Source organism: Schleiferilactobacillus perolens DSM 12744 (genome assembly GCF_001435585.1).
Classification (GTDB): Bacteria; Bacillota; Bacilli; order Lactobacillales; family Lactobacillaceae; genus Schleiferilactobacillus; species Schleiferilactobacillus perolens.
The window spans coordinates 267,027-286,152 of sequence record NZ_AZEC01000001.1 but is presented as its reverse complement, the minus strand read 5'-3'; the positions used below and the strand labels follow the sequence as shown (position 1 = coordinate 286,152).

Annotated in this window: 19 protein-coding genes; 14 read left to right on the top strand and 5 right to left on the bottom strand. The window is 49.0% G+C overall.

The window, feature by feature from the left end:
• Window positions 1–31 precede the first annotated feature (31 nt).
• The 3 genes from glpK (at window position 32) to FD09_RS01225 (ending at window position 4,448) form a co-directional block, all read left to right on the top strand.
• Window positions 32–1,549, top strand: a complete 1,518-nt coding sequence (glpK, locus tag FD09_RS01235) for a glycerol kinase GlpK (RefSeq protein WP_057817452.1) — start codon at window positions 32–34, stop codon at window positions 1,547–1,549.
• 311 nt (window positions 1,550–1,860) lie between these two features.
• Window positions 1,861–3,717: a type 1 glycerol-3-phosphate oxidase gene (gene glpO, locus FD09_RS01230; RefSeq protein ID WP_057817450.1), complete on the top strand. Its 1,857-nt coding sequence runs from the start codon at window positions 1,861–1,863 to the stop codon at window positions 3,715–3,717.
• Window positions 3,718–3,740: 23 nt separating this feature from the next.
• A complete protein-coding gene (locus FD09_RS01225; RefSeq protein ID WP_057817856.1) occupies window positions 3,741–4,448 on the top strand; it encodes an MIP/aquaporin family protein in 708 nt (235 codons plus the stop codon).
• A gap of 182 nt (window positions 4,449–4,630) precedes the next feature.
• On the opposite strand, the gene FD09_RS01220 is transcribed toward FD09_RS01225, so the two are convergent.
• Together FD09_RS01220 and FD09_RS01215 are read right to left on the bottom strand one after the other, a co-directional pair.
• Entirely contained in the window at window positions 4,631–4,933 is a 303-nt protein-coding gene (locus FD09_RS01220; RefSeq protein WP_057817449.1) for a helix-turn-helix domain-containing protein, read from the bottom strand.
• The gene (locus tag FD09_RS01215; protein WP_057817447.1) at window positions 4,926–5,300 is read right to left on the bottom strand and encodes a type II toxin-antitoxin system RelE/ParE family toxin; all 375 of its coding nucleotides are present in this window, start codon (window positions 5,298–5,300) and stop codon (window positions 4,926–4,928) included. The genes FD09_RS01220 and FD09_RS01215 overlap by 8 nt, the downstream gene beginning before the upstream one ends.
• Window positions 5,301–5,671: 371 nt before the next feature.
• Between FD09_RS01215 and FD09_RS01210 the strand changes: the two genes are divergently transcribed.
• Window positions 5,672–5,971: a type II toxin-antitoxin system RelB/DinJ family antitoxin gene (locus tag FD09_RS01210; RefSeq protein WP_057817444.1), complete on the top strand. Its 300-nt coding sequence runs from the start codon at window positions 5,672–5,674 to the stop codon at window positions 5,969–5,971.
• A 61-nt stretch (window positions 5,972–6,032) separates the two neighbouring features.
• On the opposite strand, the gene recA is transcribed toward FD09_RS01210, so the two are convergent.
• The 3 genes from recA to FD09_RS01195 form a co-directional block, all read right to left on the bottom strand.
• Window positions 6,033–7,211 carry a recombinase RecA gene (gene recA, locus FD09_RS01205; protein ID WP_057817442.1) on the bottom strand — a complete coding sequence of 393 codons (1,179 nt, stop codon included), beginning with the start codon at window positions 7,209–7,211 and terminating at the stop codon, window positions 6,033–6,035.
• 191 nt (window positions 7,212–7,402) lie between these two features.
• Complete coding sequence (locus tag FD09_RS01200) at window positions 7,403–8,170, bottom strand: ABC transporter permease (RefSeq protein WP_057817440.1); 768 nt, start codon at window positions 8,168–8,170, stop codon at window positions 7,403–7,405.
• Window positions 8,167–8,817 (bottom strand): ABC transporter ATP-binding protein, encoded by a 651-nt coding sequence (locus tag FD09_RS01195; protein ID WP_057817437.1) that lies wholly within the window; start codon window positions 8,815–8,817, stop codon window positions 8,167–8,169. Before FD09_RS01195 ends, FD09_RS01200 begins: the two co-directional genes overlap by 4 nt.
• A 303-nt stretch (window positions 8,818–9,120) precedes the next feature.
• On the opposite strand from FD09_RS01195, the gene FD09_RS01190 reads away from it, so the two are divergent.
• The 10 genes from FD09_RS01190 (at window position 9,121) to FD09_RS01145 (ending at window position 19,123) form a co-directional block, all read left to right on the top strand.
• Window positions 9,121–9,660 (top strand): glycerol-3-phosphate responsive antiterminator, encoded by a 540-nt coding sequence (locus FD09_RS01190; RefSeq protein ID WP_057817435.1) that lies wholly within the window; start codon window positions 9,121–9,123, stop codon window positions 9,658–9,660.
• 16 nt (window positions 9,661–9,676) lie between these two features.
• Window positions 9,677–10,948, top strand: coding sequence for a PTS galactitol transporter subunit IIC (locus FD09_RS01185; protein ID WP_057817433.1), 1,272 nt, complete (start codon window positions 9,677–9,679; stop codon window positions 10,946–10,948).
• A gap of 17 nt (window positions 10,949–10,965) precedes the next feature.
• On the top strand, window positions 10,966–11,484 hold the full coding sequence (locus FD09_RS01180) for a YjbQ family protein (protein ID WP_057817431.1): 519 nt from the start codon (window positions 10,966–10,968) through the stop codon (window positions 11,482–11,484).
• Between the two features lie 30 nt (window positions 11,485–11,514).
• Window positions 11,515–13,059, top strand: coding sequence for an FGGY-family carbohydrate kinase (locus FD09_RS01175; protein WP_162261461.1), 1,545 nt, complete (start codon window positions 11,515–11,517; stop codon window positions 13,057–13,059).
• Between the two features lie 43 nt (window positions 13,060–13,102).
• Complete coding sequence (locus FD09_RS01170) at window positions 13,103–13,939, top strand: L-ribulose-5-phosphate 3-epimerase (RefSeq protein ID WP_162261460.1); 837 nt, start codon at window positions 13,103–13,105, stop codon at window positions 13,937–13,939.
• Between the two features lie 21 nt (window positions 13,940–13,960).
• Entirely contained in the window at window positions 13,961–14,797 is an 837-nt protein-coding gene (locus tag FD09_RS01165; RefSeq protein ID WP_057817424.1) for a class II fructose-bisphosphate aldolase, read from the top strand.
• Window positions 14,798–14,819: 22 nt separating this feature from the next.
• Window positions 14,820–15,488, top strand: coding sequence for a triose-phosphate isomerase (locus FD09_RS01160; protein ID WP_057817422.1), 669 nt, complete (start codon window positions 14,820–14,822; stop codon window positions 15,486–15,488).
• Between the two features lie 333 nt (window positions 15,489–15,821).
• Entirely contained in the window at window positions 15,822–16,382 is a 561-nt protein-coding gene (locus FD09_RS01155; protein ID WP_057817420.1) for a PadR family transcriptional regulator, read from the top strand.
• Window positions 16,383–16,647: 265 nt separating this feature from the next.
• The gene (locus FD09_RS01150; RefSeq protein WP_057817418.1) at window positions 16,648–18,234 is read left to right on the top strand and encodes an MFS transporter; all 1,587 of its coding nucleotides are present in this window, start codon (window positions 16,648–16,650) and stop codon (window positions 18,232–18,234) included.
• Between the two features lie 76 nt (window positions 18,235–18,310).
• Entirely contained in the window at window positions 18,311–19,123 is an 813-nt protein-coding gene (locus tag FD09_RS01145) for a hypothetical protein (protein WP_057817416.1), read from the top strand.
• The last annotated feature ends 3 nt before the right edge of the window (window positions 19,124–19,126 follow it).

Here is a 19,126-nt window from a genome sequence, read left to right as displayed (position 1 = left end):
GTGCAATTAAACTCCAAGGAGGCAGTGAACCATGGCTGAAGAAGAGAAATACATTCTGGCAATTGACGAAGGTACCACGAGTACCCGGGCAGTGATTATTAATCACGATGGGCAAAAGGTGATTGATGCCCAGCGGGAATTCCCGCAATACTTCCCCCACCCTGGATGGGTTGAGCATAACGCCAATGAAATTTGGAATGCGGTGTTGTCGACCATCGCCACAGCATTCATCAATTCCCGGATTCAACCGCGCCAGATCGTCGGCATCGGTATTACCAATCAGCGGGAAACCACGGTGATTTGGGATAAGCAAACTGGGTTGCCGATTTACAACGCCATCGTCTGGCAATCTCGGCAGACCAGCGAAATCGCCGATAAGCTGCGGGACGAGGGCTATGCGGATAAGATTCACGATTCCACTGGCTTGATCATTGACCCCTACTTCTCTGCCACCAAGGTCCGCTGGATTTTGGACCATGTGCCGGGTGCCCAGGAACGGGCGGAGAAAGGCGAGCTGCTCTTTGGCACCATCGATACCTGGCTGACCTGGAAGTTGTCCGGCGGGGCTTTCCACGTCACCGACTATACCAATGCATCTCGGACCATGCTTTTTAACATTCATACCCTGGAATGGGACGACGAGATTCTGCAATTATTGAATATTCCGAAGATCATGCTGCCAGAAGTGAAGAGCAACTCTGAAGTTTACGGCAATGCTGCGGCCTACCACTTCTTTGGCAGCACCGTGCCCATCGCCGGGATGGCCGGGGACCAGCAGGCTGCGCTATTCGGCCAGTTGGCCCTGGAACCGGGAATGGTTAAGAACACGTATGGCACCGGGGCATTCATCGTGATGAATACGGGTGAAAAACCGACGCTGTCCAATCACAATCTGCTGACCACGATCGGTTACGGCTTGAACGGCAAGGTCACCTATGCGCTGGAAGGATCCGTCTTCGTCGCCGGCAGTGCGATTCAGTGGCTGCGGGACGCGATGAAGCTGCTGGAAAAGGCTGGCGATTCCGAAGCCGCTGCCTTATCCTCCCAGAGTCAAAATGAAGTCTACGTCGTGCCCGCCTTCACCGGATTAGGCGCGCCGTACTGGGATTCTGGCGCCCGCGGCGCTGTCTTCGGGATTACCCGGGGGACCACCCGGGAAGATTTCATCAAAGCCACACTGCAATCCTTGGCATACCAATCCCGGGACGTCGTGGACACGATGAACAAAGACACTGGTATTCCGATCCAGACTTTGCGCGTCGACGGTGGAGCCGCCAACAACAACTATCTGATGCAATTCCAGGCGGACATCTTGGGCATTCCCATCGAACGGGCTGCCAACCTGGAAACCACCGCCATGGGTGCTGCCTTCTTGGCCGGCCTGGCGACTGGTTTCTGGAACAGTACCGATGAGCTGCAAAGTATCGTCGGGATCGGTAAACGGTTTGAACCAGAGATGGATGCCAAGGAACGGGACTTCCTGTACGAAGGCTGGCAACAAGCTGTCGCCGCCACTCAGATGTACAAGCACGAGCCGAAGAATAATTGATTTTCTACATTGAGTATGGGACATAATTTCCACTTGTGTGCCGTGCTAAAGCTGCGCAATCTCCGGTGTCAAGGGGTGGCGAAGCGAAGCAAGTGCGAAGCCGCAGGCGTAGCTAGTGGTGACGGCGCTTGAAGCCCGCAAAGTGCGCGGTCTTCAAGTCGCCTAACCACATCAGCGGGCAAAACCGGCCCGCTGTGTGGTTTCCACCACTGAGCCCCCTGCCACCTCCGATTGCTCCGCATTAGCACTGTATCCACCATGATTCAAAGTTCCGTCTCAATTCATATATTCCGCAAAAGGAGATCTTAACTATGGCGTTTTCTAAAAATACGAGAACCCAAACCCTTGAAACCTTAAAACACACTGACCTTGACCTGCTCATCGTCGGCGGCGGCATTACTGGCGCCGGGGTCGCCATCCAAGCTGCGGCGTCCGGCGTGAAGACCGGGCTGATCGAAATGCAGGACTTCGCTGAAGGCACCAGTTCCCGCTCCACCAAGCTGGTCCATGGCGGGATTCGTTACCTGAAGACATTCGACGTCGGGGTGGTTTCTGACACCGTCAAAGAGCGCGCCGTTGTTCAAGGCATTGCGCCGCACATTCCCCGACCGTTCCCGATGCTGATGCCGATATACGACGAACCTGGCAGCACCTTCGACATGTTCAGCGTCAAGATCGCCATGAATCTATATGATCAATTGGCCGATGTTGAGGGTTCTCAGTACGCCAATTACACGGTCACCAGAGATGAAGTCTTGCAGCGAGAACCGCACCTCGAGAAGACCGGCCTGCAGGGCGGGGGTGTCTATCTGGACTACGTCAACAATGACGCCCGGTTGGTCATCGAAAATATCAAGGAAGCCGACGAACTGGGCGCCTCGGTGGCCAGCCATGTCCAAGCCACCGGCGTGATCTATAACGATGCTGGCCAAGTGGCCGGGCTGCATGTCAAGGATTTGCTGACGGATGAGGAATTCGACATACACGCCAAATTGGTCATCAACACCACTGGCCCGTGGTCTGACAAGTTCAAGGCTCTGGACAATAAAGGAAGCCAAGCGCCGACATTGCGGCCGACCAAGGGTGTGCACCTTGTGGTTGACGGCTCTCGGTTGCCTGTGCCCCAGCCCACTTATCTGGACACCGGTCTCAACGACGGCCGCATGTTCTTCGTGGTTCCCCGGGAAGGCAAGACCTACTTTGGTACCACCGACACGGACTACACCGGCGATTACGAGCACCCGCGGGTGGAACAAGAAGACCTGGACTATTTGTTGAAAGTCATCAACACCCGCTACCCTGAAGCCCACATCACGATTGATGATATTCAGGCCAGCTGGGCCGGCTTGCGGCCGCTGATCGCCAACAACAGCAGTTCCGACTACAACGGCGGGGGCGCCGACAAAGGTAAGGTTTCTGATGAATCCTTTGATGCGTTGATTAAAACCGTCGATGCCTATGAAGACAAAACAGCGACGCGCCAAGATGTGGAACGGGCCATTTCTAAACTGGAAACTGCCCACGCCGAAGCAGCGGGTCCCACTGCGTCCCAGGTATCTCGGGGCAGTTCGCTGCACCAGGCGCCCGATGGCATGATCACGCTGTCTGGTGGCAAGATCACCGACTACCGTAAGATGGCCGCTGGCGCATTGGCCTTGATTCGCCGCCTTTTGGCTGAAAAGTTCCACGTGGAAACTAAAGACATTGATTCGAAGACACTGCAAGTTTCCGGTGGTCATTTCGATCCAACCAATGTATACGACACGATCTCATTCTACACACGGATTGCCATGGATGCCGGCTTACCAGAAGAAGACGCTAAGGACTTGGCTAATCGCTTCGGTTCCAACACCAGCCGCGTGGTGACGTATGTTCAAGATGGTGCGGCCCCGGGCTTAAGCCTCAAGGAGACCATCAGCCTGCGCTACTCGATCAATGAAGAAATGACGCTGAACCCGGTGGACTATCTCCTGCGCCGGACCAACGCAATTCTGTTCCACGCCGAAACGCTGCCGGCTTTGAAGCAGCCAGTCATTGACGAAATGGCCCGTTTACTGGATTGGGATGCGGATGAAAAAGCCAGTGAAATGTCCCGGCTGGATGCCGCCATTGCGGAAAGTGAACTGACCTACCTGAAGCAGGCCGACACCCCGGCTGCGATCCGTTAGAAAGAAGGAACGACATGAACAGTATGTGGACACAAGCATTAGGCGAACTGGTGGGAACCTTTATCCTGGTCCTCCTTGGTGACGGCGTCGTCGCGGGCGTTTCGCTAAATAAATCCAAGGCCCAAGGCGCCGGTTGGATCGCCATCACCATGGGGTGGGGCCTGGCTGTCACCCTCGGCGTTTACTCCGCCGCCTTCATGGGTCCGGCCCATTTGAACCCCGCTGTCACTTTGGCCTTCGCCGCCATCGGCCGCTTCCCCTGGGCCTGGGTCGCGCCTTTCATCATCGCCCAACTCATCGGCGGTTTTCTCGGCGGGGTCGTCGTCTGGCTGCAATATTACCCGCACTGGGCGGCTACGGATGATCCGGCCACCACACTGGGCGTTTTCGCCACCGGTCCGGCCATTCGCAGCTACTTTGCCAACTTCATTTCTGAATTCATCGGCACCGCCGTGTTGATCTTCGGTCTGCTCGCCTTCTCCCGGGGCAAGTGGACCGACGGGTTGAATCCCATCGGCGTCGGCATCTTGATCACGTCCATCGGTCTTTCCTTAGGCGGGACCACCGGCTACGCCATCAACCCGGCCCGGGATCTGGGACCGCGGTTAGCCCATGCCTTCCTGCCGATTGCCAACAAGGGCGATTCGGATTGGGCCTATTCTTGGGTACCGATCGTGGGACCGTTTCTGGGTGGGATTGCTGGAGCGTTGCTGTTCGTTCTGCTACCCTAAACCGTTGTAATCAAAAAGCCGATGCGTGCTGCATCGGCTTTTTGATTACAACAATTTTTGACTACTACTCCGCAATATCCACCTGGATTTTGAGTATTAGCAGATTGCTCCCTAGGCAGAACAACTAAATGTTGAAATGCCATTCCTCATCCGGGTTCCGGTCGTTTCGGCTTCTAAATCAACTATGCATACTTAATAATCATATGCTTGCCCAATGCCGCACCAATCTTAGTTAACGTCGCAATACTGGTATTTTGGCCAGACTCAATCCGAGCAATGGTTGATTGCGGTACATTGGCCTTCACAGCAAGTCCTTCTTGACTCAATCCAGCCTCTTCTCGGGCCTCAATTAAGGCAGCCGCACTCGCTAGTTTCCCATACTCTGCCGCCATTGCCTCACGGAATTCCGGGTTCTTTGCCATCTTAGCAATATAATCATCGATACTGCCTGTATTTTTTTGGGTAAAATCATGTAAGTCAGCCATTATTTTCATCCTCCTTATACCTTGCGAAGAATTCGGCACGCAATTCAATGGCATGAGCAATTTCTGCGGGTGGCGTTCGGTCGGTTTTCTTTGTAAAACCATGCGTAATCACATAGTCATTGCCAACAATATGAAAGTACAAAGCCCGTTGAATATTACTGCTTTGCTTAGACCGCAACTCGTACAGATTATCCGTTAGTTTTTTGGTGATCTTTAAGCGACTGGCAATTGCAATTCCCTTGTCTTGTGTAATTTGAATAGCCGATAATAACTTTGCTTGATCCTTTGTCGGCAAACTACTCAAAAACTCAAGAAACTCGCTGTGCCCATTAGCCCGTTTAAAATATCGAAACCTTGGCTTTTCCATCGTTGACTCCCTGTAAGTGCTGAATTTCTTCCCTGAACTAATAATAGCATATATTGGGTTGATGTCAATATATGCTGTTGAAAGGTGAAACCTTCCCCCTTCTAAATTAAAAATACGCAATTGCGAGTTGGAATTGAAAAACTACAGATAAGCCAGGTAGCAATGGTACTGCCTAGACTGCTTTTTGTAGCTTTTGCTGCCATGTAAAAACAAGTACTACTTCCATCAATAGTGAGTGGTCCGCCAAAATTGACGACTACTCGTATAGGATCACGAAAAAGAAGCATTCATAAAATAACATTCTTTTGCTTGTGAGCAAACATCTCTAACTGCGTACCAACGATGGTATTATGTGCACAGAGGTGATCATTATGGCTAATATACGTGTTGACGATAAGCTAAAAAAGGAAGCTGACAAAAAGTTTTCATTGATCGGCATGAGTACGGCCGATGCAGTAAAAATCTTCTTGACTCAGTTCGTACAAACCGGTAAGTTTCCCTTTCAAATCGAAGTGCCCACAGAACAACCGAACGACGAAACCTTAGCGGCCTTTACAGAGACAGAACAGATTTTGTCTCAAAACCACTCAGACAACAAAGAGCGTCTCACTGACTATCGTCGCCGGATGCGGCAAGAAGTAAAAGACGAGACTGGCCATGTTGAGCTGTGACGCCAACTTCGACTGATGTGACACACGAAACTGATTGATCAGAAGACAGCACCATCCTGGCTCACGCAGTCACATTCAATTCTTTTACCGGTTCAGCATCGGGCTGTTTCTGTGTTTCCTTGGATGTGTCCTGCGCCTTCTTCACCACTTTGGCCGATGAGCTTGCCTTATCAGCGGCTTCATCCTTACTGTCCTTTTCTTCCTTCGGCATTGCATTTTGCCGAATCTGGCCCTCAACCTTCTGCGCCATTTCGGGATGCTCTTTCAGATATTTGGTGGCATTCGGTGCCCCTTGACCAATGCGCACATTATCATAGGAATACCAGGCGCCGCTTTTGTTGATGACTTCATGATCCTTTACCGTGGCTAAGGCCAACAAGTCCCCGTAATGTTCAATACCCTGGCCAAAAATCATGTTGGTCTCCGTCTCTTTAAACGGCGGTGCCAGCTTATTTTTCGACACTTTAATTTTCACCGTATTCCCAATCAGTTCAGTACCGTCTTTATACTGTCCAGTCCGCCGAATATCCAATCGAATGGACGCATAAAACTTGAGCGCCCGGCCGCCGGGTGTAACCTCTGGACTGCCAAACGAGACCCCGACCTTTTCCCTTAGCTGATTAATAAAGATGACCAATGTATTCGTCTTGTTGACATTACCCGCTAGTTTACGCAACGCTTGGGACATCAACCGCGCCTGCAGGCCCACGTGCGCATCGCCCATTTCCCCGGTGATCTCTGCGCGGGGAACCAAGGCAGCTACAGAATCCACGACCACCAAATCAACCGCACCAGAATTCACTAAGGCATCGGCGATTTCTAATCCTTCTTCGCCGCTGCCCGGTTGCGATAACAATAACTGGTCGATATCCACGCCCAAATGCTGCGCATACACCGGATCCATGGCGTTTTCGGCATCAATATACGCCGCAGTGCCGCCAGCCTTTTGCAACGCCGCCACAGTTTGTAGGGCTACGGTTGTTTTCCCGGATGATTCTGGCCCGTAAATTTCCACCATGCGACCGCGGGGTAAACCACCGATGCCTAAAGCCATATCGAGCGACAGAATGCCGGTCGAAATCGTGTCCACTTGCATGCGCGGCTTGTCGCCCATCCGCATGATAGCGCCTGCACCAAATGCTTTCTCAATATCGGTCAAGGCCTTCTGCAGCGCCTTATCTTTTTCCTGTCCTTCCTTTTGATAGATGTCAGAAAGGTCCAACTGCTTTTTCTTTGCCATGCTTGTTCGTCCTCTCAGTCTATTCCGTACCGCTCAATTAAATGTGGCGGGTTGTTACAGCACCACCAAACATTTGTTCTTATTTCCATTGTACGAACAAACATTCGGATAAGCAAGAGAACAAGATAAGTTCTTTTGAGATGCAAAAAACCGATGCATTTTGCACCGGCTTTTTGTCTGTTTATAATAGCTTAGTTAAAATTACGTAACTGCAGATCCGCGTTAAAAAACTGCGGATAAGCCAGATAGCACGCGATGGTACTACCCAAACTGGTGGCTGCCATCAACATAAACGTTACCATAATCTGGTACATAATAGCCTTCGTTGGATCAACTCCGGCAAAAATCAGGCCGGACATCATCCCCGGCAAACTGACCAGTCCGACCGTTTTCGCCGAATCAATCGTCGGACTCATCCCCGTCCGAATGGCTTCTCGCACGACGGCGATGGCGGTCTGGTACTTCGTCGCGCCTAGCGATAATCGCTCTAACAATGCCTGGCGCTGGTCATGGAATTGGCCATTCATGCTGCGGTAAGCCAGACCAATGGCGACCATGGCATTACTGGCGATCATCCCGGAAATCGGGACGATCTGGCTGGGGACAAAGGCAATCGCACCGGCCAACACCAATAACGCAATGGTTCCCGCGGTGGCTGTAGTGATCGCCAGCAAGCTGATGGCAAAAGCATGGGGAATTCCTCTGGCCCGCCCCCGGGCGTTCCAGGCGGCATTCACAATGATGATCACCACCATCAGCAGCGTCAACCAATGGCGATTAACCCGAATGATGTAGGTCAGTACGTAACCAACTACGGTCAGCTGGATAACCGCCCGAATAACTCCGACAATCAAATCCTTTTCCAGCCCGATCTTCTCTTTCAGACTGATCACTAATGCCACAACAACAAGCGCTACAGCGAAAATCAGCGCAGTCGGCGTCACAATTAATTGCGTCATACGCTCACCGCCAATCGACCATCCACAATGGTCAAGAGTCGATCTGCCGCGGCCAGTTCTACTTCGTCATGGGTCACCGCCAAGATTGTGAGTCCCTGATGGTTTAAATTCTTGATTACTTCATGCACAGCATCCTTGGTCACTGTATCCAACCCAGTCGTGATTTCGTCCAAGAGCAGCACCTTGGGCGTGAAGAGCAAATTGCGAATCAGCGCTACCCGTTGCTTTTCTCCACCAGAAAGATCCGTAATCGGTTGACGGAGCATATTCGCCGGCAAATGAACCATGTCCAATGCCTGCACCATGCGATCCTCATCAATTTCTTCATGGCGAATCTGAAACGGAAACGCCAAATTGTCCCAGACAGTTTCCCCAAACAAACTCGGCTGCTGATAACAATACGATACCTGCCGTCGATATTCGGTCTTTTCATAACTGTCTTGCGGCTGACCATCATAAGTAATCGTTCCCGCAGTCGGCGTTAACAATGTCGCCACCAGCCGCAACAACGTACTCTTCCCCGACCCCGACGGCCCACCGATGGTGACAAATTCTCCCGGCGCCACTGTAAATGAAACATCCGCGATTAACGTCCTCTCCGGTACGGAAAAGCCAACATCGTGGAGGGTAAAAATTGCGTCACTCATCCGCTTCAACTCCCCTTCTATACACTATTCTACTGGAGCTTAGGGGAAAGGTACAGCGTTATGGTTTGTACCGCTCACAGGCCAGTGCTGGTATTTGAGTTTCTTTTTACTCCGCAAAAAAATTTGAGCACTCTAATTGACAACGCATACATTCCGTGATACATTACAGTCGAAAAGTGAATAGTAACACATTGGGGCTAGAGAAAAGAGGACACCCAAGAAGATAGTGTGCGTATACACTATGTTCTTAGGTGCCCTCTTTTTGTGCACTTTTTCTTAAATTGGAAAGGAAATGGATAAAGTATGAAACAGTTTGTAATTCCTTCCGTAAACAATCTGAGATTCTTGGACCAGGCCTGCAATGGAGACGCTCCAATCTTGTTTTTGACTAAAACCAACATTTGTAATTTGCACGGGATTGTCGAACCAATTCACGCAGCCAAAAAGAAAGCTTTTGTCCATTTGGAGTTCATGAATGGCTTTAAGGCCGATCGCGAGGGATTAAAACTCCTCAAGAACGCCTATAAGGTCGACGGTGTTGTTTCCGCGAACTTACACGCTCTTTTTGAAGCCAACTCGTTAGGATTGGAAACCATTTATCGTCTATTTCTCGTCGATTCCATCTCGTTGGAGCGAAGCGAAAACGTTCTAAAAGGAGCCCACTTTTCTGGAATAGAGGTTTTACCCGCCATTAACGCAATCGAGGAGGTGCAGGACTTAAAGGAAAAGTTGCCGAACGAGTTTCTAATTGCTGGCGGCTTTGTCCGTAAGCAAGAAGTCATCAACCGCGCGTTCCGCGAAGGTTACACCGCAGTTGATACCAGTGATCCAACACTTTGGTAAACAGGGAGGGTTCCAGATGTCCTTCATTAATTCAATTATAGGTCTTGGGGCAGCCGTAATGATGCCCATTATCTTCTTCTTCGTTGGTATGATCTTTCGTTTGAAAGTATCCCAAGCCTTCAAAGCAGGAATGCTCGTCGGAATTGGTTTTACAGGCGTTTCATTAGTTATCAACTTGCTTCTTGATAATCTTGGTCCAGCCTCCAAACAAATGGTTAGTAACATGGGCTTGCACTTAACCGTTGTTGATACAGGGTGGCCAACTGCTTCAACCATTGGCTGGGGGTCACCACTAATGCCCGTTGCAGTCGTTGGTTTCCTTGCATTAAATACAATACTGCTAATCACGAAAGTTACAAAAACGGTCGACATTGACATCTTCAATTATTGGATTTTCCTACTACTTGGCGCCAACGTCTATGCGGCGACGCATAATTTCTGGCTGTCTATTATCAGCACTTGGGTAATCTTCGCTCTGACATTGATTGTGGCAGACCTGACTGCACCGATTATTCAAAAGCAATATAAGTCAATCGACTTGGAAGGGATTTCTTTCCCCCACTTGACATGTCTTGCCTGGATTCCATTTGGAATTGCCACGAACTGGATTATCGAAAAGATTCCAGGATTAAATAAGGTTCAACTGGATCCAGAAAAAATTCAAAAACGTTTCGGCGTGTTTGGCGAACCAATGACTCTTGGCTTCTTGCTTGGGGCCGCAATTGCTGCACTTGCTAGATATGACGTGCCAAAGATTCTCACACTAGCGGTCAACATTGCCGCTGCAATGGTCTTGCTACCAAAAATGATCGACATTCTTGTTTCTGGCTTGCGAATCGTCCGTGATGCCGTTGAGAAGCAGATGAAGAAGTGGTTCCCAAATCGCAAGTTCTACATTGGGATGGATACAGCGCTTCTGATCGGTGAACCTTCTGTTTTGGCCACTGGTTTAATCTTGATCCCAATCGCAATTGTACTGGCCTTTATTCTTCCAGGGAATAAGGTCCTTCCTTTCGTTGACTTAGCATCATTGATGTTCTTACTGGCACTCATCACCCCATTCGCCAAGCGGAATATTTTGCGAATGACAATTGCTGGCACTCTCATTTTAATCTGCATCATGTATGTGGGCACCGATATCGGTGTGTTCTATACAAATGCCGCCAGAATGAGCAAGATCGCGGTTCCCAAGGGAATTCAATACATGACGAATTTCATCGGAAGCGCCACTACTTGGATCGGTTGGGTCTGGATCAAAGTGTGTCAATTAATTAATGCAGCGTTCTAAAAAGGGAGTAAGTAATGATGAAATTCGAATACAAACAGTTACACGTTAAATCAAATGGCCGTCGGGTCACTTTTACCAACATTACTGATGAGGTCAAAAGTTTTGTAAAGTCCACCGGAATTCAAAACGGAATTTGCCTGGTCTCATCACCGCATACTACCTGTTCTGTGATCTTTGATGAGTTCACTCATGACAAGGATTGGAATGACGACGAGCTGCTCCAAGTCGATATGGTGAAAATCCTGGATAAGATCGTACCGCGTGAAATGACCGAATCAGATTATCTGTATCCGGGCCCAAAACATGTTGCTTTTTTGAAGCAACTCAACGAAGCGGACCCTTCATATGATGCTGATCCAGCGACAATCTTGAACGCGGATGCACATATCCGTGCCTCGATTTTCGGATCAAGCGAGACTGTTGTCATCAAAGACGGAGAACTATTAATTGGCACAGTTGGTTATCTATATTTTGTCGACTGGGATCAAAACCGCGTCCGCACTCGCAACTGTAATGTCGCGCTGATTGGCGAATAACCTACAACAAAAAGAAATGAGATGTTGAAATTGAGTAAGAAATACGTCATGGGTATCGATTATGGTACTAACGGAGTCCGGGTTGGGATTTTTGATCTACAGGGTAAGGAGATTGTCTTCTCCACTGAGGACCTAGAAACTGTCATCCCACACAATGGTTGGGCGGAACAGTCAACCATTGATTGGTGGCAAGCACTCGGCAAGGTTTCAAAAAATGCCATCAAAAAAGCGGGCATTGCACCAGAGGATATCATTGCGCTGAGCTACGACGTCACGAGTTGCACAGTCATTGCTTGTGACCGTAGCGGCAACCAACTGATGAATGCAATTCTCTGGATGGATTTACGGGCAACAAAACAAGCTGCCCGCGTGTCTGCTAGCGGCGATCCCACATTGCGGATCACTGGGTACGGCAAGGTATCCCCAGAATGGATGCTGCCAAAGGCAATGTGGCTGAAAGAAAAAGCTACTGATGTTTACAACAAAGCCGATATCATTTGTGAGGCAGCGGATTGGCTCGGTTATAAATTAACAAATAACTGGGCTTGCAACATTAATAATATCTCCATTCGTTGGTTCTATGACGAAAACAATGGTGGTTGGCCTGTAGATTTTTACAACCGAATGGGTGTTGGTGATGTGCTGCAAAAGTTCCCTCAAAAGATCAATCGTTTGGGGGATAAATTGGGCACATTAACCCCTGCTGCCGCTGCCAACCTGGGTTTACCAGAAGGAACTATTGTTGGGCAAGGCGGTGTCGATGCAAATGTAGGCATGATCGGCATTGGCGCTATCCATAACAATGATACAGCTCTAATTACCGGTACGTCTCACCTCTTATTCGCAGTAACCAAGAACAACGTCAATAAACGCGGTGTTTGGGGAACGTACAGCAACAGCCTGACTCGTGGACTGAATTTAGTCGAAGGTGGTCAAGTATCAACTGGATCAATTACCAAGTGGTTTGTTAAAAATATGTGCAAAGATCTTTACCCCGAGGCAAAAAAACAGGGCATTTCTATTTACGACTTATTGAACAAAAGTGCCCAAGACATCGCACCAGGTTCTGACGGCTTAATGATGACGGACTTCTGGCAGGGCAATCGGTCCCCTTATACTGACGGTAACATTCGTGGAATGATGTACGGCCTTTCATTGCGCACAACTCGGGCCAACATCTACCGTGCAATCATGGAAGGAACTTCGTACGGAACGTATAACATTATTCAATCATTCCAGGAAAGCGGATTTGCACCCAAGAGCATCATTATTTGCGGCGGTGCCGCGTACAACGATTTATTCATGCAAATTCACGCAGATGTTGCCAATATTCCATTGAAAGTGCCCACCCAACTTGAGGCGCCTTGTATCGGATCGGCCATCATTGCTGCCGTAGCTGGTGGTGCGTATAAAGATCTGTTCGAAGCGACGGATGCAATGGTGACATACGATCGAGTAATTAACCCGATTCCCGAGAATCACGAAAAATACCAGAAGTATTACGAATTGTACAAACAAATTTATCCACTATATTCCACCTGGATGAATAAGGTAACCGAATTAGCACAGGAATAGGAGTATGCCACAAAGGGGCGATTAAATGTCAAACTTACTTGGATTGTACGAAAAGGCAATGCCAAAATCGTTGCCGCTTGAGCAGAAATTATTGCTGACCAAGAAGTACGATTTCGATTATATGCAGCTCAGTATTGATGAAGATCCAGATCGGTTGAGTCGTTTGGATTGGGATCGCAATACCCGAAAAAGCATCGTCGACTTCATGTTTGCTGAAGATATTCGAATTGGGTCATTGTGCGTCAGTGCCAATCGCAAGTATCCACTCGGATCACCGGATAAAGATACTCGCGAGTCAGGCATCAGCTTAATCAAGAAAGCAATTGATCTCGCTGTATCATTGGGTGCACGAAACATCTTAACGTCCGGGTACGATGTTTTTGAACAACCAAAGACAGTTTCCAGTCGTGAATACTACATTGAAAACATTCAACGTTGTGTTGATTATGCTGCCTCAAAAGAAGTTCCTTTATCCATTGAAACAATGGATGACTCTTTTGCCGGTAGTATCAGTAACATCTTGAATATTGAACGTAATGTTCCCTCGCCATGGCTCCAAATCTTTGCAGATCTTGGAAATTTGTCCGCATGGACAGAAAACAAAGCTGGCGAGGAAATCGAAAAAGGCATTCACCGTATCACTGAAATCCATTTCAAAGATGCTAAATACGTCTCCAGAGACGGAAAGGGCAGCTTTCGTAATGTGCCCTATGGTGAGGGTGATGTGGATTTTGATGGCTGCATGAAGGTTTTAAATCGGCTGAACTATCGCGGACCCTTTGTCATCGAAATGTGGGCAACTGATGATGGCAAATACGAGAACAACATTAAAGTTGCGCGCGATTTTCTCGGTCAGTATGTAGCCAAATATTTCAAGTAACAGACAAAGGAGATAGTAAAAATGTTAGTCACTTCAAAGTTGTATCTCGAACAAGCGCGGAATAAGGGATTTGCGCTCCCCCACTTTAATTATTGGGATAGCAACTCTATTCGTGCAGAACTTGCAGCAGCAGAAAAACTAAATCTACCCGTTATTCTGGCATGGGCGCAAAAGCATTCAGCAGAGATCAACATTTACGATGCGCTGGCCTTGGGCAAATACTATGGTGAAAAAGCCAGCGTACCTGTCATCCTGCATCTAGACCATGGTACCGATCCAGATTTGGTTAAATGGGGAGCCGCCAATGGTTTTACGTCCGTGATGATTGATGCATCCGATAAGTCTTTCGAAGAAAACGTTGCAACCACTAAATCAATTGTCGAATATGCCCATCAACGAGGGGTCAATGTAGAAGCCGAGATTGGCCATGTTGGTACCAATTCTACCGAAGATAACAGCAATTACACCGAGGTAGACGCAGCAACTGCATTTCAGAATGAAACGCAAGTTGATTCGCTGGCGGTATCGATCGGTACCTCTCATGGCGTTTACAAGCACCATGGGATTCCTAAGTTGAATTTTGAGCGACTTCAAGCTTTACGGGAAGCACTCAATATTCCCCTGGTTCTTCATGGTGGATCCTCGTCTGGCGATGAAAATCTGACCAAGACCGTGGAACTAGGTGTCACCAAGGTCAATATCTACACTGATCTCGCCAACATTTCACTTAAAGCCGCCCAAGAAAAGCCATTCGAAAACGAACCCGAAATGGCCGAACATCAGCGCGATGAAATTCAGAATCTTGCTGAGCACTATTTCGGCGTATTCAAAACCAATAAATACCAGTACGGAGACTAACACAGAACAGGAGTGAAATGTGATGAAGAAACCGTTCTTTATTGTCAATCCAAAGTCTTATCTATTTGGGCAAGACACTTTGAAACTGGCACAACTATCAGATAAGGTTGCCGAGAAATACCAAGTAGATGTGATGTTCACCGCTCAATTAGTTGATATCCCCGATATCGTGAAATCGACAAGTCATCTGATCATCACTGCCCAACACATGGATTCACTCAAACCAGGTCGTGGTATGGGTCATGTATTGCCAGAAGCACTCAAGCATCAGGGCGTCAAGGCCGTCGTGTTAAACCACGCAGAAAAACCACTGACGATTGCTACTCTAGATGCCACAATTAAACGCGCTAAAGAAATTGGCCTGATGACAGTCGTGTGCAGCGATACACCTGCGCAAAGTGCCGCCATTGCTGAATTACATCCCACAGCAATGATTTGTGAGCCTACCAGCTTGATTGGCCTAGGCAACACTAGCAATGAGGCTTACATTCAAGAAACCAACAAGGCCGTTCGTGATGTCGATCCTAACATCTTGATTATGCAGGCCGCCGGTGTCAGTACCGGAAAAGATGTAGAGAAGGTAATGATGCTTGGTGCTGATGGCAGTGGCGCAACAAGTGGAATCATTAAGGCGCCCGATTGGGAACAGAAATTGGACGAGATGATTTCAGCTCTTGCAAAGTTTAAATAAGCAACCCAAGGTTTTCTCCCAGAGCTTTTCCTATTCAATAGTTCCCACCTCGTTTATTTGATAACTTGAGTTGGCTGCTGTTCCAGCCGAAGAATTAATTACTTTCACAGCAGGTCACCCCCTCAATTGGCTCCGACTATTATTACAATCGATCTGTCAAAACGCCTTATTCAAAGAATGTGAAAACGTACTTCTTCTTATATTTAGTTGGTGTCATTTGACGCCAACTTTTTATTTGCAGAAATAAAAAGTCGTTTTCATGGAAGTTTTCACTTGCACAATCCGTCGAAACGACCTATTATTAACCAGTCGTTACGACATATGGAGGTATGCATGTACGAATTATTGATTCTCGGAACGCTGATGTCCCGCAACATGACTGGGTATAAACTACGCCAAGTGGTCGAAAGCAGCCTTGTTCCCCGACGAGAGATTTCCAATGGGGTAATGTACCCGTTGCTGGCCAAGTTAGAAGACCATGGGTACATTGAATTTTTGGCAGATGAAACCGATCCGCGGAATAAAAAGGTGGCCCAGATTACGCCAGCAGGCAAAGCACGCTTCTTGGCCTTGATGGCTGAACCCATCGCCCCGGATGCCAAGCGGGAATCGATGTTTCGCTTCAAGTTTCGGGGCATGCCGGCTGTAGACTTGGCCCATCAAAAAGCCATTTTAAATGATTACGAAACACAAACCCAGGCGGACTTAAAAACCTATGAAGGCGTCCTGACTCATCTGCAGAATGTTCTCAAAGAGCCAAGTACCAACAAGCCGTATGTCCAGTGGACGATCCGTAATCTCGAATTGAGCATTGCCCTCTGTCACACCAAATTGGATTGGATCAATGATTCCCGCCAAGTTTTGATTCAACAGGCAGCGGGAAAAAATGGATAAACGGCAACAAAAATGGAACCTAGAAAAAAGGAATAGCGTTATGTTTTGGAGCGTGACCCGTTTCATTACCTGCGCTGGTTAGTCTCGTTTTCCACATGCTGTTCACTCAATATGTCCTCGGTACTGCGATGCGAGTAAATTGGAGTCGAATGCGCCTAACTTCAGTCCTAAGGCCGATAAACTTAGTCAATACATAGTATAGTGTATAGTCGATTACTGTGTCATAAATAGTAAAATACTTTGTAGCAGAAAGCAGAGGCAAAGAATGGATAAGCAACAGCAAAAAACCACCGTTAAACAATGGATCGCCCTGGCGGCCATGGGTCTGGGGGTCTTCATGGGCCTGTTGGACGTCACCGTCGTCAACGTCGCCCTGCCCACCATGGTGAAGGATTTCAACACCACGTTCACCGATCTGCAGTGGGTCCTGAACGCCTACACCTTGGTGTACGCCGTGACGCTCATGATTATGTCGAAACTCGGCGATATGTACGGCCGGAAGAAGATCTTCTTGGGTTCGCTCATCTTGTTCGTCGTGGCATCCGCTGTGAATGGTATGGCGCCCAGTCTATTGATCCTCGATATTGGCCGGGGCGTGCAAGCTATTGGCGGCGCCGGGATGATGTCGTTGTCCATGGCGCTAGTGGCATCTAACTTTGCCGGTCGGCAGCGGGGGCTCGCCCTGGGCATCTTAGGTTCCGTCATCGGAATCTCCACGGCTTCCGGTCCCTTGATCGGCGGCTATTTGGTTGAAAACTTCGGCTGGCCCGCGATTTTCTACGTCAATGTCCCCTTCGGCATTCTCGCCGTTGTGCTGACCATCGTGTACGTGAAAGAAACACCCAGCTATGGTAAAAATCAAAAAATTGATGTCGGCGGCATGCTGCTGTCGGCCATTGGTTTATTCGCCATCATTTACGGCTTGATCGTCAAAGAAGGCCATCCCCGCTGGAGCTGGACTAATCCTGAGATTGCCATCCTGCTTATCGGCGGGATCGCGGTAATGAGTCTGTTTATTTTTGTTGAAAGCCGCGTCGCTCATCCCATGATCAACCTAGGGATGTTCAAGGAACGCCACTTTGTCGGCACCGTTATCGTCGCCTTTGCACTGGGTTCCGGTATTTATGCGTATAATGCATTCTTGACCGCCCTGATGCAGAACTACATTGGCTATTCCGCCATTGAAACCGGCGTGCGTCAATTAGTCATGAGTGTCTGGTCGCTGGTGTTAGGACCAGTCGTCGGCCTGTTGACCGCCCGCTTCTCCAGTAAATGGATGATCAGTATCGGCATGCTCATCGGCAGTATCGGCTACCTGACCATTGCCTGGGTCATCGCGCCCGGTGTATCTTTCCTGGAACTGTGGCCGGGTATGGTCATGATCGGGATCACGAACGCCATCGTCAATCCGGTGCTGAACACGGCCGGTATGGCTGGCGTCGCGCCCCACGAGATGGGCATGGCCTCTGGACTGCTCAATGTCTTCCGCCAATTTGGCACCACTGTGGGGGTCGTTGGCTTGGGCTTGATCCAGAACAACAGTTACATGGCCCATCTCAACACGGCGTTACCCCAGGTAAAAATGCCGACGCAGGCTTTGAACGGCATTAAGGATGCCCTAATCAACGCCGGACCGTTCTCTGGTCACACCATCGCCTTTTCTGCGCGGTTAGCAAAAAGTCCCTTTGCCCACCAGATCCAAACCATTGTCGTGCGGGCCTTTGATAATGGGATGATCGCATTAACTCTGACGGCGGCCGTCATTGCGCTGATCGGTGCTTTAGCCGCGGTACTATTGTTGCGGACTCACCAGCAATCGCAAAAGTTGGATTTGAAAGCAGCCAGAAACTAATCCGCATTCTTGATGCAGGTCGCATTTCCTTCTAAAATAGAGAGACGCTATTTCTGAACAAGAAAGGAACTGGGCCATGCCGCTGTTAGATAACATTAATCGCGTGCTGAACATTGGCGCCCTGATCGTCATCATGGTGACCTTCATGCGTGCTTACCGCCAACTGCACTCCCTGGATATTCTAGATTACATGGTGCTTTTTCTGAAACACCGCCAGACGATTTATGACGAAATGTGGAAAAATCCGCAACTGCGGCAACGCCAACTGCTTTCCACCGCCGTCAGCCTGCTGATCTCCGCCTTCTGGCTCTTTGGCAGTCTGCAACGCTTGGCCCAAGCCTGGAGCTTTCCTAACCTTTCGAACACCCTGCTCACGTTGGGCTTGCTGATATGGCTCACCTATTCCAACTGGCAAAACACCCGCTTGATGCGGGATAACCGCTGGCTGACGTGGAATAATCATTATCAGCGCCGCCATTTCCCAGCGGTGATGGAAATCTTCAAGACTAAACTGGCTGAATGGCAGCCGCTCATTAGTACCGAAGATGACCAGCGGGATTGGCAACGATTCGCCGACACCTTTCAAAAAATCACAGCGCAGGCCGCCAAGGATCGGGACGGGGCGATGTTGAGTAATGCCATGTATCAGATGTTTGACGATAAGCTGTTATTGCACCCCGGTGTCAACCCCTTGAGCGCGCATGAAAAGGACCTGTTGTCCCACTACGTCGGCTTCTGGGATGCCGGCCCATTCAATGACTACAACATCAGTATGATTGAGGACATGGACGATCAGGAACGCCGCATCATGACCAAAGTAATGAATGTGACCGTGGGCATCATGGGCGCCGGATTGATCTTTATCGCATTGTGGCAGATTGTTCTTTAACCG